The sequence below is a fragment of the Nonomuraea marmarensis genome, from assembly GCF_043197025.1.
Lineage (GTDB): Bacteria > Actinomycetota > Actinomycetes > Streptosporangiales > Streptosporangiaceae > Nonomuraea > Nonomuraea marmarensis.
This window is the reverse complement of record NZ_JBICRM010000019.1, coordinates 24771-49269: the sequence shown is the minus strand read 5'-3', so window position 1 is coordinate 49269 and position 24499 is coordinate 24771. Positions and strand designations below refer to the sequence as shown.

General features: G+C 69.1%; 27 protein-coding genes. 9 read left to right on the top strand and 18 right to left on the bottom strand.

The window, feature by feature from the left end; translation table 11 throughout:
- Positions 1-143: 143 nt before the first annotated feature.
- From tsaE to ACFLIM_RS28350, 6 genes are all read right to left on the bottom strand, one after another.
- Positions 144-602: a tRNA (adenosine(37)-N6)-threonylcarbamoyltransferase complex ATPase subunit type 1 TsaE gene (tsaE, locus tag ACFLIM_RS28375; RefSeq protein WP_393170536.1), complete on the bottom strand. Its 459-nt coding sequence runs from the start codon at positions 600-602 to the stop codon at positions 144-146.
- The gene (locus tag ACFLIM_RS28370; protein ID WP_393170534.1) at positions 599-1726 is read right to left on the bottom strand and encodes an alpha/beta fold hydrolase; all 1128 of its coding nucleotides are present in this window, start codon (positions 1724-1726) and stop codon (positions 599-601) included. The genes tsaE and ACFLIM_RS28370 overlap by 4 nt, the downstream gene beginning before the upstream one ends.
- Before the next feature lie 45 nt (positions 1727-1771).
- Positions 1772-2893 (bottom strand): alanine racemase, encoded by a 1122-nt coding sequence (gene alr / locus ACFLIM_RS28365; protein ID WP_393170789.1) that lies wholly within the window; start codon positions 2891-2893, stop codon positions 1772-1774.
- Positions 2894-3056: 163 nt separating this feature from the next.
- The gene (locus tag ACFLIM_RS28360) at positions 3057-4508 is read right to left on the bottom strand and encodes an NAD(P)H-hydrate dehydratase (RefSeq protein ID WP_393170533.1); all 1452 of its coding nucleotides are present in this window, start codon (positions 4506-4508) and stop codon (positions 3057-3059) included.
- A gap of 9 nt (positions 4509-4517) precedes the next feature.
- Positions 4518-4868, bottom strand: a complete 351-nt coding sequence (locus ACFLIM_RS28355; RefSeq protein ID WP_393170532.1) for a holo-ACP synthase — start codon at positions 4866-4868, stop codon at positions 4518-4520.
- A 13-nt stretch (positions 4869-4881) separates the two neighbouring features.
- Positions 4882-6291, bottom strand: coding sequence for an alkaline phosphatase PhoX (locus ACFLIM_RS28350; protein WP_393170531.1), 1410 nt, complete (start codon positions 6289-6291; stop codon positions 4882-4884).
- 159 nt (positions 6292-6450) lie between these two features.
- On the opposite strand from ACFLIM_RS28350, the gene coaA reads away from it, so the two are divergent.
- The 6 genes from coaA to ACFLIM_RS28320 all read left to right on the top strand — a co-directional run bounded on the left by coaA (position 6451) and on the right by ACFLIM_RS28320 (position 11994).
- A complete protein-coding gene (gene coaA / locus ACFLIM_RS28345) occupies positions 6451-7353 on the top strand; it encodes a type I pantothenate kinase (RefSeq protein WP_393170787.1) in 903 nt (300 codons plus the stop codon).
- A 169-nt stretch (positions 7354-7522) separates the two neighbouring features.
- Positions 7523-8449 (top strand): DUF389 domain-containing protein, encoded by a 927-nt coding sequence (locus ACFLIM_RS28340; protein ID WP_393170529.1) that lies wholly within the window; start codon positions 7523-7525, stop codon positions 8447-8449.
- Between the two features lie 40 nt (positions 8450-8489).
- Entirely contained in the window at positions 8490-9398 is a 909-nt protein-coding gene (locus ACFLIM_RS28335; protein ID WP_393170527.1) for an ABC transporter ATP-binding protein, read from the top strand.
- Positions 9391-10251, top strand: coding sequence for an ABC transporter permease (locus ACFLIM_RS28330; protein WP_393170525.1), 861 nt, complete (start codon positions 9391-9393; stop codon positions 10249-10251). The genes ACFLIM_RS28335 and ACFLIM_RS28330 overlap by 8 nt, the downstream gene beginning before the upstream one ends.
- Positions 10248-11162 carry an ABC transporter ATP-binding protein gene (locus ACFLIM_RS28325; RefSeq protein ID WP_393170523.1) on the top strand — a complete coding sequence of 305 codons (915 nt, stop codon included), beginning with the start codon at positions 10248-10250 and terminating at the stop codon, positions 11160-11162. The genes ACFLIM_RS28330 and ACFLIM_RS28325 overlap by 4 nt, the downstream gene beginning before the upstream one ends.
- Before the next feature lie 115 nt (positions 11163-11277).
- Complete coding sequence (locus ACFLIM_RS28320; protein WP_393170521.1) at positions 11278-11994, top strand: ABC transporter permease subunit; 717 nt, start codon at positions 11278-11280, stop codon at positions 11992-11994.
- 32 nt (positions 11995-12026) lie between these two features.
- Here the strand turns inward: ACFLIM_RS28320 and glmM are convergent, their stop codons facing one another.
- The 3 genes from glmM to rplM form a co-directional block, all read right to left on the bottom strand.
- A complete protein-coding gene (glmM, locus tag ACFLIM_RS28315; protein WP_393170519.1) occupies positions 12027-13376 on the bottom strand; it encodes a phosphoglucosamine mutase in 1350 nt (449 codons plus the stop codon).
- The gene (rpsI, locus tag ACFLIM_RS28310; protein ID WP_393170518.1) at positions 13377-13898 is read right to left on the bottom strand and encodes a 30S ribosomal protein S9; all 522 of its coding nucleotides are present in this window, start codon (positions 13896-13898) and stop codon (positions 13377-13379) included.
- Positions 13899-14066: 168 nt separating this feature from the next.
- Complete coding sequence (gene rplM, locus ACFLIM_RS28305; protein WP_347700763.1) at positions 14067-14510, bottom strand: 50S ribosomal protein L13; 444 nt, start codon at positions 14508-14510, stop codon at positions 14067-14069.
- 308 nt (positions 14511-14818) lie between these two features.
- Between rplM and ACFLIM_RS28300 the strand changes: the two genes are divergently transcribed.
- The 3 genes from ACFLIM_RS28300 to ACFLIM_RS28290 all read left to right on the top strand — a co-directional run bounded on the left by ACFLIM_RS28300 (position 14819) and on the right by ACFLIM_RS28290 (position 18827).
- Entirely contained in the window at positions 14819-15580 is a 762-nt protein-coding gene (locus tag ACFLIM_RS28300; protein WP_393170517.1) for a CAP domain-containing protein, read from the top strand.
- Positions 15581-15604: 24 nt separating this feature from the next.
- Positions 15605-16723 carry a hypothetical protein gene (locus tag ACFLIM_RS28295; protein WP_393170515.1) on the top strand — a complete coding sequence of 373 codons (1119 nt, stop codon included), beginning with the start codon at positions 15605-15607 and terminating at the stop codon, positions 16721-16723.
- Between the two features lie 100 nt (positions 16724-16823).
- On the top strand, positions 16824-18827 hold the full coding sequence (locus ACFLIM_RS28290; RefSeq protein ID WP_393170513.1) for a hypothetical protein: 2004 nt from the start codon (positions 16824-16826) through the stop codon (positions 18825-18827).
- On the opposite strand, the gene truA is transcribed toward ACFLIM_RS28290, so the two are convergent.
- The 9 genes from truA to ACFLIM_RS28245 form a co-directional block, all read right to left on the bottom strand.
- Positions 18792-19670, bottom strand: a complete 879-nt coding sequence (gene truA / locus ACFLIM_RS28285; protein ID WP_393170511.1) for a tRNA pseudouridine(38-40) synthase TruA — start codon at positions 19668-19670, stop codon at positions 18792-18794. The genes ACFLIM_RS28290 and truA overlap by 36 nt on opposite strands.
- A gap of 75 nt (positions 19671-19745) precedes the next feature.
- Complete coding sequence (gene rplQ, locus ACFLIM_RS28280; protein WP_393170509.1) at positions 19746-20291, bottom strand: 50S ribosomal protein L17; 546 nt, start codon at positions 20289-20291, stop codon at positions 19746-19748.
- Positions 20292-20580: 289 nt separating this feature from the next.
- Positions 20581-21597, bottom strand: coding sequence for a DNA-directed RNA polymerase subunit alpha (locus tag ACFLIM_RS28275; protein WP_345558105.1), 1017 nt, complete (start codon positions 21595-21597; stop codon positions 20581-20583).
- A 143-nt stretch (positions 21598-21740) separates the two neighbouring features.
- A complete protein-coding gene (gene rpsD, locus ACFLIM_RS28270) occupies positions 21741-22367 on the bottom strand; it encodes a 30S ribosomal protein S4 (protein ID WP_393170507.1) in 627 nt (208 codons plus the stop codon).
- Positions 22368-22386: 19 nt separating this feature from the next.
- Positions 22387-22791 (bottom strand): 30S ribosomal protein S11, encoded by a 405-nt coding sequence (rpsK, locus tag ACFLIM_RS28265; RefSeq protein WP_020542285.1) that lies wholly within the window; start codon positions 22789-22791, stop codon positions 22387-22389.
- Between the two features lie 45 nt (positions 22792-22836).
- Positions 22837-23217, bottom strand: a complete 381-nt coding sequence (gene rpsM / locus ACFLIM_RS28260) for a 30S ribosomal protein S13 (protein ID WP_393170505.1) — start codon at positions 23215-23217, stop codon at positions 22837-22839.
- Positions 23218-23439: 222 nt separating this feature from the next.
- Positions 23440-23553: a 50S ribosomal protein L36 gene (gene rpmJ, locus ACFLIM_RS28255; protein WP_003956441.1), complete on the bottom strand. Its 114-nt coding sequence runs from the start codon at positions 23551-23553 to the stop codon at positions 23440-23442.
- 24 nt (positions 23554-23577) lie between these two features.
- Positions 23578-23799: a translation initiation factor IF-1 gene (gene infA / locus ACFLIM_RS28250; RefSeq protein ID WP_012887858.1), complete on the bottom strand. Its 222-nt coding sequence runs from the start codon at positions 23797-23799 to the stop codon at positions 23578-23580.
- 272 nt (positions 23800-24071) lie between these two features.
- Positions 24072-24488, bottom strand: a complete 417-nt coding sequence (locus ACFLIM_RS28245) for a hypothetical protein (protein ID WP_393170502.1) — start codon at positions 24486-24488, stop codon at positions 24072-24074.
- Positions 24489-24499: the final 11 nt, after the last annotated feature.

Sequence of the window (24499 nt, the reverse complement as noted above, 5' to 3'; positions counted from 1 at the left end):
TGCACCAAGCATCCACCAAAATTGGGGATGTCGCCCCTCCTGATACCCAGAAATTCTGGGCGAATCCCAAGCCAACGATCATGATTTACGTCTTTGGCCGGGTACGTCAAGGGTGCCAGCATTGCCGGTAATTGAGCTGGATTTTAGCCTTCTAGCGGATCAGACGGCGTGTCGGCCCAGCGCTGACCGACGCCGCGCAGGGTCACGACGCGGGCCTCGTCGCCGGCCTCGCGATCGATGTGGATCTCCAGCCGGTCGTCGGCCAGCCCCTCGACCAGCCCCTCGCCCCACTCGACGACGGTGACGGACTCCTCCAGCGAGGCGTCCAGGTCGAGGTCGTCCACCTCCAGGCCGCCGCCGAGCCGGTAGGCGTCGACGTGTACGAGCGGTGGGCCCTGGTGCAACGAAGGGTGCACTCTGGCGATCACGAACGTGGGCGAGGTGATCGGGCCGCGTACTTTGAGGCCTTCGGCGATGCCCTGCACGAGCGTCGTCTTGCCCGCGCCGAGCGGGCCCGACAGGACGAGCAGGTCACCTGGGCGCAGGCGCGCGGCCAAGCGCGCTCCATAGGCGCGCGTGTCCTCGGCGGTCGCCAGCCTCACTCCAGCTCCACCCGCTTGACCAGGTCGCGCAGCGCGTCGTTGACGATGCCGGGACGCTCCAGCTGGATCAGGTGCGAGGTGTCGGGCACCTCGGTCAGCTGCGCCTTGGGCAGCGCCGCGGCGATGGCCCTGCTGTGGTCGGGCGGGGTCAGCCAGTCGCGGTCGCCCACCAGGATGGCGGTGGGCACGGGGTCGAGCACGTGCAGCGCGGAGAGCTTGTCGTGGTTCATCAGCGCCGGGTAGAAGTCGGCGAACACCTCGGTCGGCGTCTCCCTGATCATCGACTCGGCGAAGTCGACCACGGTCGGGCTGATGTTCTTGGAGTCGCCGAAGCCCATGAGGCGGGTGATCAGGAAGGCGATGTCGCTGCCCACGTGGCGGGTCCTGTCGACCAGCGCGCCCCGCTTGCCGAGCATGGAGACCGTGGAGGGCGCGACCTTGTGCACAGCCCTGGACAACATCGCGGGCAGGCCCAGCGTGAGCTCGGCCAGCTTGCCCGCCGAGGTCGAGATGAGCGCCACCGCGCGGATCTTGTCGCCGAACAGCTCGGGGTGGCGGTCGGCCAGCGCCATGATCGTCATGCCGCCCATGGAGTGGCCGACCAGCACGCAGGGGCCGGGCACGAACCGCTCGATCACCTCCGCCAGGTCATCGCCCAGCCGGTCGATCGTGCTGTCGTCGGCGCCCGCGCGCTGCGATCGCCCGTGGGAGCGCTGGTCCCACAACACCATGCGGTAGTTTTCCCGCAGGTCCTTGCGCTGGTAGTGCCAGGACTCCAGGTTGAGGCAGTAGCCGTGACAGAACACGATGGTCAGCGGCGCGCCGTGCTCATGGTCGCGACCGCTTCGGGGCTCGTTGGCATCGCTGCTCTCGCTCTCTCCCCCCGAGCTCCTTCGCTCCTCGGGGCCGTCGATCTCGATGTGCAGCGCCTTGCCGTCGGAGGTGACGAGCGTGCGCTCCCTGCCCCGCAACTCGCCGAACGGCTCGCTCGCCTCGGCGTCGGGGCGCAGCCTGATCCGGCCTACCGCATAGCGCTTGGCCAGCGCCGCCGCGGCGACACCGGCGGAAGCCGCACCGACGAGCGCGCCGGCGATCCCTACCCTGCGCCGTGTTGTCGTCGTCATGTCCCCGATCCTTCTCCGCTCATGGCCGCCGCGAAGTGCCCTTCGTCATCGCTCGTAGACCCGTGGCACGCGCGAGCCGATCCTGGTCACGATCTCATGCGTGATCGTGCCGAGAGTATCCGCCCACTCCTGAGCGGTCGGCTCGCCCCCGTCACCCGGCCCGAACAGCACGACCTCGTCGCCTGCCGACAGCGGGTCATCGTCCATGTCGATCATGAACTGGTCCATGCACACCCGGCCGACGATCACCCTGCGCCGCCCGCCCGCCAGCACCTCGGCCTGCCCGCCCGCGTGCCTGAGTATGCCGTCCGCGTAGCCCAGCGGGACGAGCCCGAGTGTGGTCTCACGGTCGGTGATGTAGAGGTGGGCGTAGGAGACCCCGGAGCCCTCGGGGACCCGCTTGACCAGACCGGCCTGGGCCACCAGCGTCATCGCCTGCCTGAGGCCGAAGTCGCCCAGCTCGGGGATCGGGCTCAGGCCGTACATCGCGATGCCCGGCCTGACCAGGTCGTAGCGGGCGTCGGGGAGGCTCACGATGGCGGCGGAGTTGGAGATGTGCCTGATCACGTGGGACCCGGCGGCGCCTGCCTGCTCGGCCAGCTTCAGCGCCGCCTCGAACGCCTCCAGCTGCCGCCCGATCGACGGATGGCCCGGGATGTCGGCGCAGGCGAAGTGGGACCAGAGCCCGACGATGTCGATGACGCCCTCGGCCCGCAACTCCAGCGCCCTGGCCAGCAGCGCCGGCCAGGCGGCCAGCGGGCAGCCGCCCCTGCTCATGCCGGTGTCGGCCTCCAGGTGCAGCTTCGCGGTGATCCCGGTGCGCCTGGCGGCGCCGGCGATCTCGTCCAGCAGCCGCTCGTCGGAGGCCGACAACTCGATGTCGTTTTCGAGCGCCTCGTCGAGCGGCTCGCCCGCGGTGATGAGCCAGGACAGGATCGGCGCGGTCACGCCGCCCTCGCGCAGCGCGAGCGCCTCCCTGACGAACGCGGTGCCCAGCCGGCTCGCCCCTCCCTCCAGCGCGGCCTCGGAGCACGGCACCAGGCCGTGCCCGTAGGCGTCGGCCTTGACTGCGCCCATCAGCTCGGCGCCGCCCGCCCGCTCCTTGAGCAGAGCCACGTTGTGCCTGATCGCGGCCAGGTCGACTCGGGCCTGCGCGGGGGTGGCCATCGGGGAGTACATCCCTCTAGTGTGGCAGGTCACGCGCGTGATCGAGCGTGATTTTCACCGCATGCGGACAGGACGACGGATACTTTCGCCACCCCGCCCGCCCCGCCTGCCGCCCCAGGTCACATGATGCCCGGCCGGTCACAACCGTCCGGCGCGATCCGGCTTACGCGCTCTCGCCGGTTACGGCGCGGATGGCCGCCGGGACGGCCGAGGCCACGTCCGCGGCCACCAGCGGCGCGCCCGCGGCGGCCAGCCGCCCGGCGAGCCCGTGCACGTAGGCCGCGCACGAGGCGGCGTCGTAGCAGCTCAGCCCCGCCGCGAGCAGCGCCCCTGCGACGCCCGACAACACGTCGCCGGTGCCGCCGGTGGCCAGCCAGGGCGTGCCGGTGACGTTGACCCGCACCGGCCTGGAGTCCTGCGCCACGACCGTGGTCGAGCCCTTGAGCAGCACGGTCACGCCCAGCTCCGCCGCCGCCCTGCGGGCGTGCTCCAGCCTGGCCGCCTCGATGTCGTCGCGGTCGGCCCTGATCAGCCGCGCCAGCTCCCCGGCGTGCGGCGTGATCAGCACAGGCGCGGTACGCCGCAGCAACCCGCGGTCCTTGGCCACCAGCGTCAGCCCGTCGGCGTCGATCAGCACGGGAACGTCGGAGCCGAGCACCCTGGCCGCCAGCTCGTGCGCCCAGTCCCCGGTGCCGAGCCCAGGCCCGAGCACCCATGCCTGCACCCGCCCGACGCCGTCGAGGGAGGGCCGTTCCAGCTCGGTGACCACCGCCTCCGGCCAGTGCGCCCGCACCTGCGCGACCGGCGCGTCCGGCCCGACGTACCGCACCATGCCCGCCCCGGCCCGCAACGCACCCCCCACGGCCAGCACGGCGGCTCCGGTGAACAGATCGCTGCCCGCCGCGACCCCCAGCACTCCTCTGCGGTATTTGTCCGACTCATTCGCCGGCCGCGGCAGCAGGACGTCCACGTCGCCGCCGGTCAGCGCGGCGACGTCGGGATCGGGCAGGTAGTCCCCCAGCCCGATGTCCACCAGTTCCAGGGCCCCCGCGTAGGCCGCGCCGGGATCGACGAGCAGCCCCGTCTTGTAGGCCCCCATGGTCACGGTCACCCGGGCGCGGACGGCCGCCCCCTGCACCCGGCCGCTGCTCGCGTCCACCCCGCTCGGCACGTCCACCGCGACGATCGCTCCGCGCGCCGCGTTCGCCTCCGCCACAAGCGGTATGTACGGCTCCCGCAACGCCCCCGCCACCCCGATCCCGACGAGCCCGTCGATGATCAGGTCGGCCCGCGGGATCTCGGCCCGGTCGACCACCCGCCCACCGGCCTGAAGCAGCGCCGCAAGCCCCGCCTCGTGCGTCTTGGACCCGGCCAGGACGGCGCCCACCCAAGCTCCCCGCCTAGCCAGGCGTTCACCGGCGTAGAGCGCGTCTCCGCCGTTGTCGCCGCTGCCGACGAGGAGCACGACACGTTTGCCGTACACCCTCCCGAGCAGGTCGGCGCAGACGGCGGCGAGCCCCGAGGCGGCCCGTTGCATGAGCGTGCCCTCGGGCAACCGGGCCATGAGCACGTGCTCGGCGCCCCGGATCTGGTCGGCGGTGTAGGCAGTGCGCATGGTCCGAAGCTATCCCTCCGCGATCACATAGGCCACGGCGACTCCCGCGTCGTGGCTGAGAGAGATGTGCCAGCGCTTGACCCCGAGCCCGTACGCGACCTCGGCGACCTTCCCGGTGACCCGCAACTCGGGCTTGCCCAGGTCGTCGCAGCGCACCTCGGCCTCCAGGTGCCCCAGCCCCTTGGGCGCGCCGAGCGCCTTGGCCACGGCCTCCTTGGCGGCGAACCTGGCGGCCAGCGAGTGGGTCGGCAGCGGCTTCTCGACCTCGGTGAACAGCCGGTCACGGAGCTGCGGCGTGCGCTCCAGGGCGGCCTCGAAGCGGGCGATGTCCACGACGTCCACGCCGATACCCAGGATCATCACCCAAGGGTACTCAGAACAGGCCACGCTCCCACGGACCCCAGATGGCGATGGAGGTGCCCTGCTTGGCCTGGATGTTGACGTACAGCGTGTGGCCGCCAGGGCCGAACGTGGAGCCCGCGAACTCCGCGCCCGGGTCGCCGTCGATCGGCTGCAGGCGGCAGAAGTCGAAGATCTCGCCCGACCTGGTGAGACCGCGCAGGTAGTTGTCGCCGTCGCCGTCCTCGCACAACACCAGCGTGCCGTGCTTGCTGGCGGTCACGTTGTCCGGCAGGTCGAGCGCCGACGAGCGGGGCGACTCGTAGGCGAGCCTGAGCCGCTCGCTCGACGTCTCGTACGCCCACACCTGCCCCCGCCCCTTCCCGAACCCCGAAGGCGGCGTGTCGCCCGGCGCGGTGGCCCCGCCCTGGGTGGAGACGAAGTAGACCACGCCCTGATGGAATACCGCCCCCTCCAGCCTGGAGAAGATCGCCGCGCCCTCCTCACGACCCTGCCGGCCCACGGCCTGGACGACCACGTCGTTGGCCGGTCTGCCGGTGAACTTCGGGTCGGGATCGTCGATGTCCACCCAGGTGACGCGATAGGTGGCCGCAGGCTGCTGCCCGACGGACAGGTCCTTGCGCTTGGCGCCCTTGACGGCGAGCATCTGCAGCCTGCCGCCGTCGAGCAGCCGCCCGGCCTGTACGGGGTGCTTCGTCGGGAGGTACCGGTAGAACCCGGACGGGAAGCCGAAGTTGTCCTCGGTCAGGTAGAGCGCGCCCGTCGAGGGGTCGAACGCCGCCGACTCGTGCGCGAACCGGCCCGCCGACCTGATCGGCCTGCCGGTGGCGGCGCGGTTGACCGGCACCTCGAAGATGTAGCCGTGTTTCCGGGTGAGCTTGGAGTTGTCGCCGCCGGAGAAGTCGTCGGCCACGTCGGGGCCGTTGACCGTCTCCTCGCAGCTCACCCAGGCCCGCCACACCATGGGGCCGCCTGAGCAGTTCATCATGGTGCCGTTCAGCGAGGGGGCGCTCTTGAGCACCTCTCCGTACCGGGTGACCCGCAAGGTGGACGTGCCGCCCCCGGCCATCGGGTCGTACGCCTTGTCCTTGTCGCCGAACGCGCCGACAGGGCCGTTGACCTCGTGGTTGCGTACGAGGATGGCGGTGCCGTCCGGCCCCGAGAACGCCGCCATCCCGTCGTGCCGGCCCGGCACGAGGGAGCCGTCGGTGAACTTCTCCCCTGCGGCGCTGAACGACCGGTATTGGAACCCGTCGGGCAGATGCAGCCGCACCTTCCCGTCGCGCAGATCCCGTACGGGACGCAACGGCCCGTAACCACTAGGCGAAGGCTTGGCGCCCCCCTGGACTCCCGCGCATGCGACACCGGCGAACGGCCCGGCGATCCCGGCAGCCACATTGGTGATGAAGCGACGACGATCCACGCTGAAACTGTAGTAGTTCCCCCGAACTGAGTCTCAGTAATCCCAACCTGCGGGGGGCTAGCCCCCCGCATACCCCCCAAAAAGCGAGGAAGAGGCGTCTACCCCACGCGGTGAGCAAGCTCACCGCGTCGCTACGCTGCCTAGGTGAACAACGGCTACGTGGAATTGAGCAGGGAGCAGTGGAGCGAGCTCCGCAAGAACACGCCCTTGACTCTCACCGCAGACGAGCTGGAAGAGCTACGCGGCGTCGACGACCCCATCGACCTCACCGAGGTCACCGACATCTACCTCCCTCTGACTAGGCTGCTCAACCTGCACTTCACCGGGTCCAAGAAACGCAGCAGCGTGCTGAGCGCGTTCCTGGGCCATCCCGAGCAGCGCGTCCCGTACATCCTGGGCATCGCGGGCAGCGTCGCGGTCGGCAAGTCGACCACGGCGCGGTTGCTGCACACGCTGCTGGCCCGCTGGCCCGAGCACCCGCACGTGGAGTTGGTCACCACCGACAGCTTCCTCTTCCCGAACAAGGTGCTGGAGGCCGAGGGGATCATGCATCGCAAGGGCTTCCCCGAGAGCTATGACCGGCGGGCGCTGGTCAGGTTCGTGGCGGAAGTGAAGGCGGGGTTGCCGGAGGCGTACGCACCGGTCTACAGCCACCTTGAGTACGACATAGTCCCCGGCGCGACCCAATCCGTGAAAAATCCGGATATCTTGATCATCGAGGGCCTCAACGTCCTCCAGCCCGCCCCGCCCACCTCCCTCGCGGTCAACGACTACTTCGACTTCTCCATCTACGTCGACGCCAAGGTCGAGGACATCCGCACCTGGTACGTCGACCGCTTCCACAAGCTCCGCCGCACCGCCTTCGAAGACCCGAAGTCCTACTTCAGACACATCGCGGAGCTCTCGTACGACGAGGCGACCGCCTTCGCCGTCAACGTCTGGCGCGACATCAACGAGCGCAACCTGGTCGAGAACATCGCCCCCACCAGGGGCCGCGCCGACCTCGTGCTCCAGAAGGGCGCCGACCACTCGGTCCGCCGGGTGCGGCTCCGCCGAACCTGACCGCCTCCTCGACCACGTAACGGCCGAACCTGCCCCCGCACTCCTGGTCGTCGATATCGGCGAACCAGCACTCCTCACCGTCGTCGTGACACCTGAACCGGATCATGTGAGCCAGACTCGCGAACGGGTGTCAAAACCACGTCAACGTCCGATGGACAACAATGGCTGCGTGCTACATCTGCGACTGATCAGTCCGGCGGCGCGCACCGACGAGGCGACGGCGGTGTTAGAGGACTGCCCGGGCGTCACCAACATCGTCGTCCTGCCCGGCGCCGCCCGCGAGCCGAAGGGCGACCTGATCCTCTGCGACGCGGCCAGGGAGTCGGCCAACGAGGTGCTGGGCAAGCTCAAATGGCTGCAGCAGGAGGGCTCCATCGCCATCGAGCAGGTCGACCTCTCGCTCTCGAAGGCGGCGACCGACGCGATCGAGGAGGCGCCGGGCGAGCCGGACGACGCGGTGGTGTGGGAGGAGCTGGCGTACAAGCTGCATTCCGACTCCCACATCACGTGGGCGTACCTCGCCTTCCTCGCCATCGCCACCCAGCTCGCGGGCATCGGCGTGTTGCAGAACTCTCCTATCCTGATCGTCGGCGCGATGGTGCTCGGGCCGGAGTTCGGCGCGGTCGCGGCCGTCTGCTTCGGCCTGCTGCACCTGCGGTGGCACCTGATCATCAACTCGTTCAAGACGCTGGTCATCGGGTTCACGGTGGCGATCGCGATCACGTTCGCCTGCGCGCTCGTCTCGAACTGGCTCGGCTGGATCGACCTCGGCAACCTCCGCGTCAACGAGGAGGTCCAGTTCATCGTCAAGCCGGACCGCTGGTCGTTCATCGTGGCGCTGCTGGCCGGCGTGGCCGGGGTGCTGTCGATCACGGCGGGCAAGTCGTCGGCCCTGGTCGGCGTCTTCATCTCGGTCACCACGGTGCCCGCGGCCGGCTACCTCGCCGTCGCGCTGGCGCTGGCCGACTGGCCGGAGGTCGCGGGCTCGGTCTCGCAGCTCGCGGTCAACATCCTCGGCATGATCATCGCAGGCACCGCGACGCTCCTGGTCCAGCGGAAATTCTGGCCTCAAGTAGGACGCCGTTCATCCGTCTGAACGAGGCGGCGGCCCTGGTGCGGCGGGTAGGGTCCGGCACATGCACATCCTCGCTACCGAGGGGCTGACCAAACGTTTCCCCACCGTCACCGCGATCGACCAGCTCTCGGTCACCGTGGGACCCGGCGTCACCGGTCTGGTGGGGGCGAACGGCGCGGGCAAGTCGACCCTGATCAAGATCCTGCTCGGCCTGCTGCCGCCCACCGGCGGCACGGCCAAGGTGCTCGATCTGGACGTGACCGCGCAGGGGGCCGAGATCCGCAGGCTCGTCGGCTACATGCCCGAGCACGAGTGTCTCCCTCCCGACGTCTCCGCCACCGAGTTAGTCGTCCACCTCGCACAGATGTCCGGGCTGCCGCGCACCGCCGCCCGCGAACGTGCCGCCGACGTGTTGCGCCACGTCGGTCTGGCAGAAGAGCGTTACCGCGCCGTCGGCGGCTACTCCACGGGCATGAAGCAGCGGGTCAAGCTGGCCCAGGCCCTGGTGCACGACCCCAAGCTGATCTTCCTCGACGAGCCCACCAACGGGCTCGACCCCCGGGGCCGCGACGAGATGCTGACGCTGATCAGGCGCATCGGCACCGAGTTCGGCATCAGCGTGCTGGTCACCTCCCACCTGCTGGGCGAACTGGAACGAATCTGCGACCACGTGATCGTCATCGACGCCGGACGGCTGCTGCGCTCGTCGGCGATCGGCGAGTTCACCCAGGCCACGCAGACGGTCACGGTCGAGGTCGACGAGGGCCTGGAGCCGCTGGCCGCCCGGCTGACCGCCGACGGGCAGACCGTCTCGCAGCAGGGCCGCATGCTGGTGGTCAAGGTGCTGGGGCCCGGAACGTTCGACGCGATCCGCGACGCGGCCGTCGACCTGGACCTCTGCCTCATCCGCCTCGAACAGGGACGTCACCGCATCGAGGACGTCTTCAGGGAGGAGGTGGCAGGTGTCTGAGATCTACGACATCGGCTATCGGCACTACGACGGGCCCAGGCTGGGGCGGGGCTACTCGACGCGGGCGCTGGCCGTACACAGCCTGCGCGGCATCTTCGGCCTCGGGCGCACGGCCCGCAGCAAGATCGTGCCGTTCTCCCTGGCCGCGATCATGCTCCTGCCGGCGATCGTGTCCATCGCGCTGATGGCGCTGGCCAAGCAGCGCGGCATTCCCTACAGCGGGTTCGCCGTCATCATGCAGGCCGTGGTGGCGATCTTCCTGGCCGCGCAGGCCCCCACCGTCGTCGCGCCGGACCTGCGCTACCGCGTGTTGCCCCTCTACCTGTCGCGTCCCGTCGCGACCGTCGAATACGTCGGCGCCAAGGTGGCGGCCATGACCGTGGCGCTGTTCCTGCTGGTGGCGGTGCCGCTGACGCTGATGTACGCGGGTGAGCTGCTGGTGGACCTGGACGGGCCGCCTCTGACCCAGGAATACCTCGGCTCCGTGCTCATGGCGCTGGTGCTGGCGCTGTTGTTGTCGGCGTTCGGGCTGGCCATCGCCTCGTTCACGCCGCGCCGCGGGCTCGGCGTGGCCTCGGTCACCGCCGTCTACCTGCTGTCCTCCGCGTCCGTCCCGGTGGTCTACGGGACTCTCTACTCCTCGGGCAACGAGTCGGCGGCCGCCTGGGCGTGGCTGGCGAACCCGTTCTGGCTGGTCGATTCCGTACAGTCCTGGTTGTTCGGCACGCCGCCCCACTCGATCGAGAGCGCCGCCTACCCCAATGGCCCGGCATCCCTGGTCGTCCTGGTGGTGCTGGTCGCCGTCGGCCTCCTCGCTCTCGCGCTGCGCTACAGGAAGGCGGCCTCGCGGTGAAGATCGAGCTCACCCAGGTTTCCCGCTGGTACGGCAACGTCGTGGCGGTCAACGACGTGACGATGACCATCGGCCCGGGCGTCACGGGCCTGCTCGGCCCCAACGGCGCCGGCAAGTCGACGCTCCTGCACATGATGGCCGGCTTCCTGGCCCCGTCGGGCGGCGCGGTGACGCTGAACGGCACCCAGGTCTGGAAAAATCACCATATTTACCGAAATATCGGCCTAGTTCCGGAACGGGAGGGCGTGTATGGCTTCCTGACCGGCTGGCAGTTCGTCCTCTCGGCCGCCAGGCTCCACGGCCTGCCCAACCCCGTCGAAGCCGCCCAGAAGGCTCTGGCCACGGTCGAGATGGAGGAGCCGAAGGATCGCCGCGTGGAGACGTACTCGAAGGGCATGCGCCAGCGCGTCAAGGTGGCGGCCGCTCTCGTCCACGACCCACCGGTCCTCCTCCTGGACGAGCCGTTCAACGGCATGGACCCCCGCCAGCGCCTCCACCTCATGGACCTGATCCGCGCCATGGGCACGGCGGGCAAGACGATCCTGTTCAGCTCCCACATCCTGGAGGAGGTCGAACGGGTCGCCCAGCACATCGAGGTCCTGGTGGCGGGCCGGCACGCGGCATCGGGCAACTTCCGCGAGATCAGACGCCTGATGACCGACAGGCCCCACCTGTTCATGATCCGTTCCAGCGACGACAGGAAGCTCGCCGCCGCCCTCATCCGCGACGACTCGGCCGGCGGCATCACCCTGCGCCCCGACGGCCTGGAGGTCCAGGCCACCGAGTTCCGCCGCTTCACCAGGCTCCTGCCCCGGATCGCCAGGGACGAGGGCGTACACCTGCACCAGGTCTCCCCTGCGGACGAGGACCTGGAGAGCGTCTTCTCCTACCTGATCACCCGGAGCACCTGATGAATCCGCGAGGAAGCGCCGCCGCCTGGACTGAGGAGCGACGGGAGCGCAGCGACCAGAGCGACGAGGGAAGGCGGCGGATCCCAGCGACCGAGCCGCCGAACGGAGTGAGGCCATGAATACCGTGGTAGCGGGCATCACCTACCGGGCCTTGCTCGGCCGCAGGCGCATCATCCTGCTTCTGCTGCTCCCAGCGGCCCTGATCGGCCTGGCCGTGCTGCTCCTCCTGGTGGGCGGCGGAGACCAGCGCTCGGCCGTGCTGCTCATGCAGAACTTCGCCATCGGCACCATGCTCCCGCTGCTCGGCCTCATCACCGGCACGGGCGTCATCGCCCCGGAGATCGACGACGGCACCATCATCCACCTGATGTCCAAGCCGATCTCCCGGCCGATGATCGCCCAGACGAAGTTCCTGGTGGCGGCCTCGCTGCTGGCGCTGTTCGCGGCCGTGCCGACGTACTTCTCGGCCTGGCTCCTGGTCCGCAACGAGGACGGCATAGCTACGGGCTTCGCACTCGGCGCCCTCGTGGCCGGCTTCGCCTACGCCGCCGTCTTCCTGCTGCTGGGCGTCATCACCCGGCACGCGGTCACGATCGGCATCATCTACGCGCTGGTCTGGGAGAGCCTCGTGGGCAACCTTCTGCCGGGGGCCCGCAAGTTCTCGATCCAGCAGTGGGCCCAGTCGATCGCCGACCAGATCTCCGGCTCGCCGTTCCTGAAGACCGACGTCAGCCTCGGCTTCGCCGTACCAGCCATCATCATCGTCACGGCGGGCGCCGTCTTCTGGGCCGGCCGCCGGCTCCGCGCCTTCTCCCTCACAGGCGACGAGTAGACGTGGGTACGGCCCCGCGGGCCGTACCCACATCAAGAAGCGCAGGCCGTACGCACCACGTCGGCGAGTCGCCCGGCCACCTGAGTGGCGTGCTCCTCCGAGGCGGCCTCGACCATCACGCGGATCATCGGCTCCGTCCCGCTGGGCCTGATCAGGACCCGGCCCGTCTCCCCCAGCTCCGCCTCGGCCTGGGCCACGGCGGCGATGAGCTCGGGGACGGAGGCCTTGCCCTTGTCCACATCCTTGACGTTGATCAGGACCTGCGGCAGCGGCGTCATCACCGAGGCCAACTCCTTCAGCGGCACTCCCGACTTGGCCACCACGCCCAGCAAATGGAGCGAGGTGAGCAGGCCGTCGCCCGTGGTCGCGTGGTCGAGCATGATGACGTGCCCCGACTGCTCGCCACCGAGGTTGTAGCCGTCCGACTTCATGCGCTCAAGCACATAGCGGTCCCCGACCGAGGTCTCCACCACGGTGATTCCCGCATCGCGCATCGCGAGCTTGAAGCCCAGGTTGGACATCACGGTCGCCACCACGGTGTCCTTCGACAGCAGGCCCTCGCCGTGCATGGCGCCGGCCAGGACGGCCATGATGTGGTCGCCGTCGATGATCGAGCCCGTGTGGTCGACCGCCAGGCAGCGGTCGGCGTCGCCGTCGTAGGCCACGCCCAGGTCGGCCCCCCGCGACACGACCACCTGCTGGAGCTTGTCCAGGTGGGTGGAGCCGTGGCCGGAGTTGATGTTGAGGCCGTCGGGCCTGGCGCCGATGGCCTCGACCCTGGCACCCGCACGTACCAGCGCCTCGGGAGCGACCATGTGGGCGGCCCCGTGCGCGCAGTCGACCACGATGGACAGGCCGTCGAGCGCGGCGTTCATCGTGGTCAGCACGTGGGAGATGTAGCGGTCGGCCTCACCGTACGCGTCCCGCACCCGCCCCACGGCCGAGCCCACGGGAAAGCTCCACTCCTCACCCAGCCGCCGCTCGATCTCGTCCTCGACCACGTCGGACAGCTTGAAGCCACCACGAGCCAGGAACTTGATGCCGTTGTCCGGCGCCGGATTGTGCGAGGCCGACAACATGACGCCGAGGTCGGCGCCGAGCGCGGCGGTGAGGTGGGCGACGGCCGGGGTGGGCAGCACGCCGAGGCGCAGCACGTCCACTCCAGACGCCGCGAGGCCGGCGACCACGGCCGCCTCGAGAAACTCTCCCGAGGCACGCGGATCCCGGCCCACGACCGCTACCGGACGACGTCCGGTAGCGGCGAACGCGCCCGCATCGCCGAGGACGTGAGCCGCCGCGACCGAGAGGTCCATGGCGCGCTCGGCGGTGAGGTCGCGGCCCGCGACCCCACGTACCCCGTCGGTGCCGAAAAGGCGCGCCACTTAGCGCTTGCTGTACTGCGGAGCCTTGCGGGCCTTCTTGAGGCCGTACTTCTTCCGCTCCGTGGCGCGGGCGTCACGGGTGAGGAAGCCGGCCTTCTTCAGCGGCGCGCGGTTGACCTCGACGTCCAGGATCGACAGGGCGCGGGACAGGCCCATGCGCAGCGCGCCGGCCTGGCCGGTCACGCCGCCGCCGTCGATACGCGCGATGACGTCGAACGCCTCCTCGGCGCCGAGCACCACGAAGGGCTCGTTGACGATCTGCTGGTGGACCTTGTTCGGGAAGTAGACGTCCAGCGAACGCCCGTTGATCGTCCACTTGCCGCTGCCCGGGACGATGCGCACGCGGGCGATCGCCTCCTTGCGGCGGCCGGTGCCGTACGAGTTGCCCGTGGTGATGGGCTTGCGCACGGGAGCGTCAGCGCTGGCGGTGGACTCGGTGGTGTACTCGGAAGGGAAATCCTCGCCGGAGAGGTCTTCCACCTCGGCCTCGACGGCCGTCTCGACACCGGTGGGCTCAGCCACGGTTCTCCTCTAACTCTTTCGTATGCCCCCGAAGGGGGCATATAAGGGGTTGACCCCCTATAGGTCTTCAACACTCGGTCCCCCCCGCTTGCTAAGGGGGTACGGGGGAAATCCCCCGTAGATCTTTGCTTTTTTTTGGGGGGGCATGCGGGGGTATCCCCCGCAGGTCTACTGGGCGATCTGGGTGATCTGGAACGGCACCGGCTGCTGGGCCTGGTGCGGGTGCTCAGGACCCGCGTAGACCTTCAGCTTCCTGGCCATCTTCCGGCCGAGGGAGTTTTTCGGCAGCATGCCCTTGACGGCCTTCTCGACGGCCTTGTCCGGCCGCTTCTCCATGAGCTCGCCGTACGTGACAGAACGCAGACCGCCCGGGTAGCCCGAGTGGCGGTAGGCCTTCTTCTGCTCAAGCTTGTTGCCGCTCAGCGCGATCTTGTCCGCGTTGATGACGATGACGAAGTCACCGGTGTCGACGTGGTTGGCGAAGATCGGCTTGTGCTTGCCGCGGAGCAGGATCGCGACGTGGCTGGCCAGCCGGCCCAGCACGACATCGGTCGCGTCGATGACGTACCACTGACGCTGAACGTCGGCGGGCTTCGGTGAGTACGTGCGCACGGTCGTAGCCTTCTTTATGCTCGCGTCTTCGGCGCTGTCGGATGCGACAGCTACATTTGTCGGTCGGTGCGGGCACACGACAGCCCGGACCTTCCGTCTCCACGACACGGGAGATGACGCCGGACGCGCCGCGCAATGGTCACACTGGACCTGTGCACACAACGATTGACCAGGCTACCCGCCCGGAGGCGAGCTGGTCAAAAGACCGGTAACCCTGTGCGAGTTTACCCGACACCAGAACGGTTCGGTTTCGGTTCCCTGGAACCTCTTCTTTCCCAGGACCAGACATCCCTATCGTTGACGGCGGTATGTGGCAGAACTCTCACACCCGGCCAACCCAGCGGGGCGCCCGGCGCCGGAATCACCTGGGCGTGCTGGCCTGCCTCCTGGCGGTCCTGTTCACGGGCGTGCTGATCGGCCGGCTGACCGACGACTCCGAGCCGGCCCGCCACGTCTACCTCAACGAGACCGCCCCGCCCGCGGCCGCCACGGCCAACCCCGCGCCGACGGCGGCCAAGAAGGCGCAACCGCGGGCCGACCGGATCCCCAGGGAGGCCACGACCAGGACCCTCCCGCGCGGCACGGCCACCCCCAGGCCCACCAGGTCGTCCAAGGACCAGATCCCCGGCTTCTACTCGCAGGACGCCCCCGCCCACGTGCTCGGCGACGAGGACGACTCCGTCCGGCTGCTGGGCGGCATGGCGGGCAAGGTCGTCTCCCTCACCAACTCCGCCAGGGCCAGGCAAGGCTGCGGGCCGCTCAGGGTGAACGCCGCGCTCACCCGCTCCGCGCGTACACACTCGCTGGAGATGGCCCGCAGCGGGCAACTCGTGCACAACTCCCCCAACGGCGCGTCCCCGTGGGACCGGATGGAGCGCGCCGGATACCACTGGGGCGCCGCCGAGAACATCGGCGCCGGCTACACCTCCCCGGACGAGGCGGTACGCGGCTGGCTCGACAGCCGCGACCACCGCAAGAACATGCTGGACTGCCGCCTGAAGGTCATCGGCGTCGGCGTCGCGTCCGGCCCGAACGGCCTGTGGTGGACTCAGGACTTCGGAACCCAATGACGCACATCACGGTAATGTCGCCGCATGGCTTTTCCCGAGGAACGTGAAAAGGGCCCGGGCGGCGCCCCCTACGGGATGGGGGTCCCTCCCCAGGGAATGAACAACGGCCCGCCCCAGGGGCCGGGCGGTCTTTTCCAGGGGGCGGGCAACGCTTCTCCCGGACCGGGCGGCGCCTATCCCGGGGCCGGCGACGCCTTTCCCGGCGCGGGTCCCGGACCGAACGGCGCTTTCCCCGGACCGGGCGGCACTCCCCCCGACGCCGGCGGCGCTCCCCCCGAGAAGGGCCGCGGCTCCCGCGGCTCCCGCGGCTCTCGCCGCTCCCGCAAGCAACGCGCCGCCGACGCCGCCGAGCAGACGCCGCAGAGCAAGAAGGACGATTCCGAGAAGGCACCCCAGAGCAAGATCGGGTGGAGTCCCTACGACGAGGGCACCCGCTCGCGCGCGCCGCTGTGGTTCGCGATCGGCGGCATCGCGGTGCTCGGCCTGCTCGGCGGCGGCCTCGCGCTGATGTGGAACGCCGGCGCCCCCGACACCGCCCAGACCGCCACCCCGCGCCAGACCTCCGCGCCGCTGCCGTCAGCCCCGCCCGGAAAGTACGGCTTCGCGGCCGAACGCACCACGGACCCCGACCCGATCACGGTCAAGGAGGTCTTCGGCGCGAAGAAGAAGCTCACGGTCTCGGGCCGCGGCTACGAGATGACGATCACCAGCAAGGACAAGAAGTGCACTGACGGCGCCCTGGGCGACGCGCTCCAGAAGGCGCTCAAGGACGGCAAGTGCAACCAGTTCGTACGCGCGAGCTTCCGCGACAAGGCCGGCAAGGTGATCGGCACGGTCGGCGTGGCCAACCTCAAGACGAGCAAGAACGCGAGCAAGGTGGCCAAGAGCGGCGACACGAAGAACTACGTGAAGCCGCTGGCGGGCAAGGACACCGTCACCAAGTTCCTCGGCTCGGGCAGCGGCGGCGCCAAGATCCTCACGCACGGCCACTACGCGATCATGGTGTGGTTCCAGAACAAGGACGGCACGAAGCCGGACTCCAAGGGCTCGAAGCGGTTCATCGAGGCCATCACCGACATCACCAAGGCCACCGTGTTCAAGGCCCTGGACAACCGTACGTTGACCGGCAGCCCCCTGAGCTAAACGGGCTTTGAGGGCGTTATGCCAGCAAAGGGGATGCCGGATGCTTCTGGGAACGCCCATACCGACATAACGATCTCGCTACTCTCGCTAGGCTCCCACTATGCGTGGCCAGGAACCCGGGTCTGAGCACGATCGCAGGGAAGCCGACGGCTCGGCCGCACCAGCGACGCCACCGCCGAGCTTCGGCCAGACCAGCGGGCGAGACATACCACCGGCGCCGACTCCGTCCGACGAGACCGCCGAGGGGCGGCCTGCCATCCCCGCCTTCCACGGATCGCCGGAGCCGGGCGAGCCGACCGGGGCACAGCCGTGGGAGGTGTCGGACGACGACGCCGCCCCGTACGACTGGTTCGCCGACCACACCGACCCCGCACAACCCGACCACCCGCAACAGGACCGGGAACGGTCCGGCCACGCCCAGGCGGACCACGCGGCTCCCGGCTCTCCACCCGCCGACCAGACGCATCCGAGCCTTCTGCCCGCCGATCAGGCACGCCCCGGCCACCCACAGGCCGACCACGCGCGTCCCGATCATCCGCAGGCCGACCATGCACGGCCCGATCACCCCCAGACCGACCGGGAGCAGGCCGTGCACCCTTGGTCGGAGGGGGACCTTCCGGCCTGGCCCGCCGAGCCGGTGGTGCCCGGCGCGCCGCCGTGGGAGCCGCCTCCGGCGTTCACTGCCGCCGCCGCGGGCATGCCGGTCTGGCCCGCACCCGTCACCGAGCCGAACGCCATGCCGCCGTGGCCCGCCGCGACGGGCGAACTGGTGGCCGAGCCCGACGCCGACGACGGCCACACCCCCGATTTCGACCCGAACGCCACCAACCCGGAAGGCTTCACCCGACCGGCCCACTATTTCCCCCCAGAGGCCGCAAACCGGGAACCCGCCCAGCCCGACGCCGCTCAACCCGGCGCCCAAGAGGGAGCCGCCCAGGAGCCCACGCCGCAGCCGGAAGGCACCCAGCCCCCGAACACCCCCCTCCCCGCCCCCATAGCACCGCAGCGGGAAGACACCCAGCCGTTCGCCCACGACGACATCGCCCGGCAGATCGGCAACGACAACACGCAGTCCCCGCACCCGGCCCACTACTTCGACCCGGACGCCAGGAAACGGGACGCCACCGACCACGCACCCCTGTTCGACCCCCACCCCACCAACCCGTCGGCCCGTGCCCCCGAGCCCGGCGACGTACCCGTCTGGCCGCCCACCCCCCACGCCGGGGAGAAGCTCCCAGACCTCCCGTTCTCCAGAGAAACCTGGGGCCAGCAGCGCCCCACGACCTCGCTCGACCTGCCCGCGGGCGGTCCTGCGTTCCCGCCTGGAGCGTTCAAACAACCGCCGTTCCAGACCCCGCCCCCGCCCGCCGCGCCGCCGGGCAGGAGCAAGCGGGCCCTGTTCGTCACGCTCGGCGCGCTGGCCCTGGCCGGCGTGGCGACCGGCGGCTTCTTCGCCTACCAGGCCGTGAGCGCCCCCACGCCCACGACGGCCGCCGCCCGCCCCACCGCGTCCGCATCCGCGCCGCCCAGCGAAGTGGCGACCGCCAGCCCACCCGTCGACGTCCCGGGCACGTCCATGCTCAACTCCGAGCAGACCGACCCGCAGAAGTTGTCGTTGTCAGAGGCGTTCCCGAAGAAGAAGGTGAGCGCGGCGGGCACGACGTTCACCAGGGTCAAGGCCGACATGGAGACGAACTGCGACAAGGCGGCCACGGGGGCGTTCGCCGACGCGCTGCAGGAGCAGAAGTGCACCCGCGTCCTGAGAGCCACCTACGTCGACAACAAGCGCCGCTACGCCGTCACCACCGGCATCGCCGTGTTGCCGACCAAGGACGCGGCCGCGACCGCCGACCAGGCGAAGAGCCTCACCCGCAACGTCTGGTTCCGCCCCCTCCCCGGCGCCGCGGGCTCAGGCAGCGAGCGCGTGGACATCGCGGGCGGCTACGCGGCGGGCCTGGTGTGGGGCCGCTACATCGTCTTCAGCTACGCCACCCACGCCGACGGCCACACCCCGGTGGCCAAGGAGAAGACGTTGCCCAAGGTCAGCGGGGCGTTCAGGGACCAGACCTCACTCGTCCTCGAGCGCCGCATCACCAGGGGCTGAGGGCACACGCACCCGCCGCGTGGCCTCGGCCCGCGCGGCGAGCTCCTCCTCCGGCGGGTAGCCGACCTCCTCCAGGCACAGCCCGTGCGCGGGCGCGACATGCACCCCGGAATCCCGTACGGCCCCCGCCAGCACCTCGCCCGGCCACTCCACCGGCCGGCGCCCGTCACCGGCGGCCAGCAACGAGCCGACCAGCGCCCGCACCATCGAGTGGCAGAACGCGTCGGCCACGACGGCGGCCACCAGCACCCCGTCGGGCTCGCGGGCCCACTCCAGCCGCTGCAGTTCCCTGATCGTGGTGGCCCCTTCGCGCTTCTTGCAGAACGCCGCGAAGTCGTGCTCGCCGAGCAGCCGAGCAGCCGCCGCGTTGAGCGCGCCGAGATCCAGCGGCCGGTTGTGCCAGACCACCTCCCGCCGCCGCAGCGGATCGACGCCGCCCTCGGCATCGCTCACCCGGTACGCATACCGCCGGAACATCGCCGAGAATCGCGCGTCAAAGCCCCCAGGAGCCACCGAGACCCGATAAACCCGTACATCTGGGGCCAGGACCCCACCCAGCCGTCTAACGAGCGCAGAGAGCCGCTCATCGACGTCCAGCGGCCCCCGGTTCCCGTCGAGCTCGGCCAGCGAGCCATCCGGCACGTCCACGTGGGCGACCTGGCCACGCGCGTGCACCCCCGCATCGGTACGGCCGGCCACGGTCAGCATGGCGGGCTCGCCGAGGCGCAGGATCCTGCCGAGCGCCTGCTCGACCTCGCCCTGGACCGTTCGGCGCCCCGGCTGCTTCGCCCATCCGGAGAAGTCGGTCCCGTCGTATGCGAGGTCGAGGCGGAGCCGTACCACGATGATCCTCCTTGATGCGAAACGGGCCCGGTCCCCCGCGAGGGGATCCGGGCCCGTTCCATCCAGCCTGAAAGATCAGGCCTCGTCCTTCTTCGCCTCAGCCTCGGCGGCGGGGGTCTCCTCGGCCTTGGTCTCCTCGACCTCGGCCGCGGGGGCCTCGCTCTCCTCGGCCGTGCTCTCCTCTACCGGGGCCTCCTCCGCGGCCGGAGCCGGAGCCGCAGCAGCGGCCGGCGCCTCGACGCGGCGGGTGGTGACGCCACTCAGCGGCTCGGCCACCAGCTCGATGACCGCCATCGGAGCGTTGTCGCCCTTGCGCGCGCCGACCTTGGTGATCCGGGTGTAGCCGCCGGGACGCTCGGCGAACGTCGTCGCGATCTCGGTGAAGAGGTGGTGCACGACGCCCTTGTCCTTGACGACGGCCAGGACCTGGCGACGGTTGTGGATGTCGCCCTTCTTCGCCTTGGTGATCAGGCGCTCCGCCACCGGACGCAGGCGCTTGGCCTTGGCGACCGTCGTGCGGATCCGGCCGTGGCGGAACAGATCGGTGGCGAGGTTCGCCAGGATCAGCCGCTCGTGCGCCGGGCTACCGCCAAGACGTGCACCCTTGGTGGGCTTGGGCATTTCATCTCTCCTTGTGGATTGACCCGCCCCGGCCGTACCAGGTACCGGAGTCAGGGTCGTGGGGAATCGCGAAGCCATTCCCCACGACGGAAAAACAGCCCCGAAGGGCCCAAGCCTTTCGGGGTCGTTAGGAATCGCAAAGCCATCCCTAACGACGGAAAACAGCCCCGAAGGGCCCAAGCTCTTCGGGGTCGTTAGGAATCGCGAAGCCATTCCTAACGACAGAAGACAGCCCCGAAGGGCCCAAGCTTTTCGGGGGGGAACGCGGGGGGCAGAGCCCCCCGCGGGTTTAATATTGCTCGGTCTCCACGTAAGCGCTGTCGTCGTCGTCATAGCCGCCCCCGGCCACCGCGCTCGGGTCGAACCCGGGCGGGGAGTCCTTGAGCGCCAGCGTCATCTCGTGCAGCTTCTGCTTGACCTCTTCGATCGACTTGGCGCCGAAGTTCCTTATGTCGAGCAGGTCCTGCTCGCTGCGCGCCACGAGCTCACCCACGGTGTGGATGCCCTCGCGCTTGAGGCAGTTGTACGAGCGAACCGTCAGGTTCAGCTCCTCGATCGGCAGCGCCAGGTCGGCGGCCAGGGCGGCGTCGGTCGGCGACGGGCCGATGTCGATGCCCTCGGCCTCGACATTGAGCTCGCGGGCCAGCCCGAAGAGCTCGACGAGCGTCTTACCGGCGGAGGCCACCGCGTCGCGGGGCTTCATCGCGGGCTTGGTCTCGACGTCGAGGATGAGGCGGTCGAAGTCGGTACGCTGCTCGACTCGGGTCGCCTCGACCTTGTAGGTGACCTTGAGCACCGGGGAGTAGATCGAGTCGATCGGGATGCGGCCGATCTCCTGGCCCGGCTGCTTGTTCTGGGCTGCGGAGACGTAGCCGCGACCGCGCTCGACGGTCAGCTCCATCTCCAGCTTCGCCTTGCCGTTGAGCGTGGCGATGCGAAGCTCGGGGTTGTGCACCTCGACACCGGCTGGCGGCGCGATGTCGGCGGCGGTGACCTCACCCGGGCCCTGCTTGCGCAGGTACATCACGACCGGCTCGTCGTGCTCGGAGGAGACGACCAGTTCCTTGAGGTTGAGGATGATGTCGGTGACGTCTTCCTTGACCCCGGGAACGGTCGAGAACTCGTGCAGCACGCCCTCGACGCGAATGCTCGTCACGGCCGCGCCCGGGATGGACGACAGCAGCGTGCGGCGCAGAGAGTTGCCGATGGTGTAGCCGAAGCCCGGCTCCAGCGGCTCGATGACGAACCGGGACCGAGTGTCGTCGATCGACTCTTCGAGAAGAGTCGGACGCTGAGCGATCAGCATGACGGGATCTCCCCTTTTTCGTGTGGCACCCGCTATATGACGCCACTCCGATGAACAGCCTAGTCCGGGTATGGAATTCCACACCCGGACCGATCACAGGAAATCCGCCAAAAGGACAGATTTCCCGTGAGGACAGCGAGTGACTACTTCGAGTAGTACTCGACGATGAGCTGCTCCTGGACCTGGGTGTCGATCTGCTGGCGAACCGGCAGCTGGTGAACCAGGACGCGGAGCTTGTCCGGCACGACGCCGAGCCACGCGGGAACGGTGCGCTCGCCGGCGGTGGCGCGAGCCACCTCGTACGGCAGCAGGTTGCGCTTGGTCTCGCGGACCTCGATGATGTCGTGCTCGCGAACGCGGTAGGACGGGATGTCGACCTTCTTGCCGTTCACCAGGAGGTGCCCGTGACGGACCTGCTGGCGGGCGGCGTCACGCGACTGCGCGAACCCGGCGCGGTAGACCACGTTGTCGAGCCGGCTCTCCAGGATCTGGAGCAGCACCTCGCCCGACTTGCCGGTCTTGCCCGCGGCTTCCTCGTAGTAGTTGTGGAACTGCTTCTCGAGGACGCCGTAGATGCGGCGGGTCTTCTGCTTCTCGCGAAGCTGAAGCTGGTACTCGGACTCCTTGGGACGTCCGCGGCCGTGCTCACCCGGCGGGTAAGGACGGATCTCGATGGGGCACTTGGCGGACTCACACTTGCTGCCCTTGAGGAAGAGCTTGGTCTTCTCGCGACGGCAGAGCTTGCAGTCCGCGCCCGTGTAACGAGCCATTTCTCAATATCTCCTGGATTCAGACGCGGCGGCGCTTCGGAGGCCGGCAACCGTTGTGCGGAACCGGGGTGACGTCCTGGATCGAGCCCACTTCGAGGCCGGTGGCCTGGAGCGAGCGGATCGCGGTCTCACGGCCGGAGCCGGGGCCCTTGACGAAGACGTCGACCTTGCGCATGCCGTGCTCCATGGCGCGGCGAGCGGCGTTTTCCGCGGCCATCTGAGCGGCGAACGGGGTGGACTTCCGGGAGCCCTTGAAACCCACGTGGCCGGCGCTGGCCCAGGAGATCACGTTCCCGTTGGGGTCGGTGATCGAGACGATCGTGTTGTTGAACGTGCTCTTGATGTGGGCGTGCCCGTGAGCGACGTTCTTCTTTTCCTTGCGGCGCACCTTCTTGGGCGCACCCTGGCGGCTCTTAGGAGGCATTGCTTGCCTTCACTCCTGAGGTCTTCGGTCCCGCGGCTGCGTGGACTACTTCTTACCGGGCTTCTTCTTGCCGGCGACGGTCTTCTTCTTGCCCTTGCGGGTGCGCGCGTTGGTCTGCGTGCGCTGACCGTGCACGGGCAGGCCCTTGCGGTGCCGGATGCCCTGGTAGCAACCGATCTCGATCTTGCGGCGGATGTCGGCCTGAACCTCGCGGCGCAGGTCACCCTCGATCTTGTAGTTCGCCTCGATGTAGTCACGCATCGGGACGAGCTCGGTGTCGGTGAGCTGGTGCACGCGCATGTCGCCGCTGACACCGGTGGCCTCGAGGACCTCGTGGGCGCGGGTGCGGCCGATTCCGAAAATGTAGGTGAGAGCGATCTCCAGCCGCTTTTCGCGGGGGAGGTCGACGCCAACCAGGCGAGCCATGGTCGGGCATTCTCCTTCTTTGTGGCGGAGGTCTTGCGCCTCACTGCCCCTCCCCAATGCCCGGGGTGAGGGCCCCGGCCTCCGACCGGGGGTCTCCCGAGTGGTTCGGGCCTTTCGGAAAAGGACCGCCTGCTCAGGTGTGAAACGCGATTACTGGCTCAGGCTTCTCATGCGTCGAGCCCGCTCCCTGGTGGGGCGGACTCGGAGAAGCCTTGCGGCGACCTAACCCTGACGCTGCTTGTGGCGCAGGTTGTCGCAGATCACCATGACGCGACCGTGCCGGCGGATCACCTTGCACTTGTCGCAGATCTTCTTGACGCTCGGCTTTACCTTCATTGTCCTTCGTGTTCCTCAGACGTCTTACTTGTATCGGTAGACGATCCGCCCACGACTCAGGTCGTAGGGGCTCAGTTCAACGACTACCCGGTCGTCAGGCAGGATCCGGATGTAGTGCATCCGCATCCGTCCGCTGATGTGGGCCAGGACCTTATGGCCGTTGTCGAGCTGCACCCGGAACATGGCGTTCGGGAGCGACTCGACCACAGTGCCCTCGATCTCGATGGCGCCGTCTTTCTTGGCCAAAATTCCTCGCGTTTCACTGATCGATCGTCTGAGGCTCCGGTTCACTAAGCAGCCGCGACCTCACGCTTCGAAGAGAGCGGCGACCGCAACGATCGCCGACGCATGATAGTCATAGTGAGCCGACTAAGGAGTGTACGACACCTGAGCCTAGAACGCGAAACGCGTGCCAGGTGTCCTGACACAACCATGTAAGAGTCTACCCCACGATTCCCGCGCCCAGGGCCAACAGCGGAAGGCCCGCCGGGGAGTCCCGGCGGGCCCAGGGATGGGTCCTAGAAGGGGTAGATGCGGTGCTTCGGGCCGCAGTACTTGAACTTGCCGCCCCAGCAGGTCCACGTGTCCAGGTACTTGATGCCGCCCTTGGCCCAGGTCTCGTTGTACGACCCGTTCCACTCGCGGTAGAACTGGTGCCAGCTGCCGTTCGAGTAGTACTTGAACCACACGTAGCCGTGCTTCGGCGAGAACTCCTTGCCGTACCACTTCGTGTAGACCTTGCCGTTCTGCTTCCACGTCTTGCCGTAGGTGTAGGCCTTGTGGTTGCTGGAGTAGTACTTGCCCCAGTCGTTGAAGCGGGTGGCCTGCGTCGCGGTGGCAGTCGCGGTAGACGCCTGGGCGGCGGGGGCGGCGACCGCGAGGCCGGTGACGGCAAGCGAGCCGGCGAGGGCGGCGGCTGCGAGGACCTTGCGCATTTGGGTGTCCT

Coding starts and splice junctions, on each gene's coding strand:
- ACFLIM_RS28320 (WP_393170521.1), top strand. CDS start 11,278: ATGAATACCGTGGTAGCGGGCATCACCTACCGGGCCTTGCTCGGCCGC.
- rpsD (WP_393170507.1), bottom strand. CDS start 22,367: ATGGCTCGTTACACGGGCGCGGACTGCAAGCTCTGCCGTCGCGAGAAG.
- ACFLIM_RS28370 (WP_393170534.1), bottom strand. CDS start 1,726: ATGACGACGACAACACGGCGCAGGGTAGGGATCGCCGGCGCGCTCGTC.
- rpmJ (WP_003956441.1), bottom strand. CDS start 23,553: ATGAAGGTAAAGCCGAGCGTCAAGAAGATCTGCGACAAGTGCAAGGTG.
- ACFLIM_RS28290 (WP_393170513.1), top strand. CDS start 16,824: ATGCGTGGCCAGGAACCCGGGTCTGAGCACGATCGCAGGGAAGCCGAC.
- rplQ (WP_393170509.1), bottom strand. CDS start 20,291: ATGCCCAAGCCCACCAAGGGTGCACGTCTTGGCGGTAGCCCGGCGCAC.
- ACFLIM_RS28335 (WP_393170527.1), top strand. CDS start 8,490: ATGCACATCCTCGCTACCGAGGGGCTGACCAAACGTTTCCCCACCGTC.
- rpsM (WP_393170505.1), bottom strand. CDS start 23,217: ATGGCTCGCCTGGTTGGCGTCGACCTCCCCCGCGAAAAGCGGCTGGAG.
- ACFLIM_RS28245 (WP_393170502.1), bottom strand. CDS start 24,488: ATGCGCAAGGTCCTCGCAGCCGCCGCCCTCGCCGGCTCGCTTGCCGTC.
- ACFLIM_RS28275 (WP_345558105.1), bottom strand. CDS start 21,597: ATGCTGATCGCTCAGCGTCCGACTCTTCTCGAAGAGTCGATCGACGAC.
- ACFLIM_RS28295 (WP_393170515.1), top strand. CDS start 15,605: ATGGCTTTTCCCGAGGAACGTGAAAAGGGCCCGGGCGGCGCCCCCTAC.
- alr (WP_393170789.1), bottom strand. CDS start 2,893: ATGGCCACCCCCGCGCAGGCCCGAGTCGACCTGGCCGCGATCAGGCAC.
- ACFLIM_RS28360 (WP_393170533.1), bottom strand. CDS start 4,508: ATGCGCACTGCCTACACCGCCGACCAGATCCGGGGCGCCGAGCACGTG.
- ACFLIM_RS28355 (WP_393170532.1), bottom strand. CDS start 4,868: ATGATCCTGGGTATCGGCGTGGACGTCGTGGACATCGCCCGCTTCGAG.
- rpsK (WP_020542285.1), bottom strand. CDS start 22,791: ATGCCTCCTAAGAGCCGCCAGGGTGCGCCCAAGAAGGTGCGCCGCAAG.
- ACFLIM_RS28300 (WP_393170517.1), top strand. CDS start 14,819: ATGTGGCAGAACTCTCACACCCGGCCAACCCAGCGGGGCGCCCGGCGC.